This window comes from Anaerobiospirillum sp. NML120511, from assembly GCF_023050955.1.
GTDB lineage: Bacteria > Pseudomonadota > Gammaproteobacteria > Enterobacterales > Succinivibrionaceae > Anaerobiospirillum.
Window position 1 is genome coordinate 1 of sequence record NZ_JALKIK010000098.1, and the last position, 2058, is coordinate 2058.

Annotated in this window: 1 protein-coding gene; it reads right to left on the minus strand. The window is 44.1% G+C overall.

Going from position 1 to position 2058, the window contains the following annotated elements:
- Positions 1–202: 202 nt before the first annotated feature.
- Positions 203–1888 carry a transposase gene (locus MXE39_RS12790; RefSeq protein ID WP_246979081.1) on the minus strand — a complete coding sequence of 562 codons (1686 nt, stop codon included), beginning with the start codon at positions 1886–1888 and terminating at the stop codon, positions 203–205.
- Positions 1889–2058: the final 170 nt, after the last annotated feature.

The following is a 2058-nucleotide window of genomic DNA, read 5'->3' on the forward strand; positions in this document are numbered from 1 at the left end:
AAAATATACTATCTTATCCTACTACAGGTGATAGACATCACATTTTTGCCTGTAAGATGCTTGGGACATCAACAATACATATTTAGACATATATGTTTATCTAACACTAGAGTACCGTATGATGCCATACGGGCATGGGCTTCCCTACCGTACCATACAGCCGGTATATAGAGCTACATGAAAGTATGAGGAGAAGTCTGGATCATCCAGTATCCTCTTGCTTTGCACAGCGCTTAACAACCTCAATGGTGGCAAATATCGACTTGCCTGATGCCATTGCGCTGGCTGATACCCGGCTATATTGTACAGCTGATGCAACTATTCGACTGATATTGCTGGTTTGCTCAAAGATGACCTTCTCCGAGACCAGACTGCGTGCATTAAGAGATTGCTGAAGCCAGCTATAAACATGTATGCCGAGAAGAGATGCCGCTTTCTGCATTGAAACTGGCAATAAATTGGCTGATATGCCATTAGACTCTGCTTCGTCATCTACGTTCATGATGGCATGTTGCATATGCTTCATAACCAGGGACTCATTAGTTGCTTCGTAGGCTATATACAGCTTTAGCACGTGAGCGATAATAGCTGCACACACGAAAGCATCGCCCATGTGTCTGTTTGAGTCAGGAGCGCTTTCAATAGAGCCGAGACTCTTATGTGAAAGAAACATGAGCTCTATCTGCCATCTAAGCCTGTACAGACTTGCAACAGCTTCTATGTCGAATACGTCTGAAAGATTGGTATCAAAAAAGACCCAGCTACTGGCTTTGCTACCTTTCTTACAGCTTTTGTTATTTGGGTTGTATATCAGTATCAGCCTGGTACCGTCGGTTAAAAGCAGGTCATAGCAATAGCCTTTGATCTTGTTGTTGACAAGCTCATAGGGCACGACTTCGTTGTCTTTTATGAGATTCTTCAGGCGTACTGGCTTATCCAGATCCTTGACAGAAACTTTACTTCCTATTTTATAGAGCTTATCTTGTTCACAAACTGTATCATACCTGGCTATACGTACAACCAAAGGGTTCGAAGTGAACTTTGCTTTCATAATGTACTTGTCACCACGGTCGTTGATGGCGCTCTTAACCTGGTCACAGTCATAGGCTGCATCAAGAAGATCAAGCGTGCATCCTGTATGGTCTTTGCTATCCTCTTCAGTGTTTAGTATGAATGCATGTCTCTCATTAGAGGTAGCAGCCCCAATGCTGAATACGTCCATGGAGTTAGCATTGAGATCCATGGAGGCATGAATTTTTCGTCCAGCGGTAATTTTTCCTTTACAGTCACCTTCATTGACTTCACGTGCAAGCCTGTACTCACTGCCGTCACTAAGCCGTATTTTGTCGATATTTCCGAGTTGCTTAAGATGAAATGTAATCGCTGAGCCAACGGACAAAAAATCGAGAGCATCAATATGTTTCCTGTAAGTCCTGATAAATGCATTGGCCAGATCCCTCATTGCTCCTGCAAATGCTCGCCCCTGCGTGACGCTGCGCTCAACTGTCCTTGCTGATGCATGCTTTACCTTTGCACTTGCACACAGGCACTGATACTCGTATTGAGCGTGTGCTAACGATGCGTGACCAGTCAGAGCAGTAAGTACGAGAGATAAAATGAACAGCCCCATGGTCTGCCACAGTGATTTACGATAGTCCTTGTTGATATACCCATTCTCAAGCAGAAGCTTCTGTACATAGTCACAGGAGAAAAATCTGGAGAACTCTGGAACAGGTCCATATGTAGAGAGGAGGAATGTCGGTGATAAGGATCCGCTCCCATGTTGCTGCGGCTGTCCCTGTCTGCCCGTATACCGGGCAGCATGTCGCTTTGCTTTTCTTTGGGCTCGGAGTTGAGATTGACGGTTAGTTTTCTGAGGTTTAGGCATATAATAGAGATCCTTTTTTTAGTAAGTGTTGCCCAGCTCATAAATGGGCAACTCTCATTACAAAAACGGCATCTCATCGATATTCTTTGGCCACTGATACCATGTGTACAGCGGGCTTAGAATCCCTCCTCAAAAAACTACACTATTTTATCCCTCCAAGTTTTTAACAT

Coding starts and splice junctions, on each gene's coding strand:
- MXE39_RS12790 (WP_246979081.1), bottom strand. CDS start 1,888: ATGCCTAAACCTCAGAAAACTAACCGTCAATCTCAACTCCGAGCCCAA.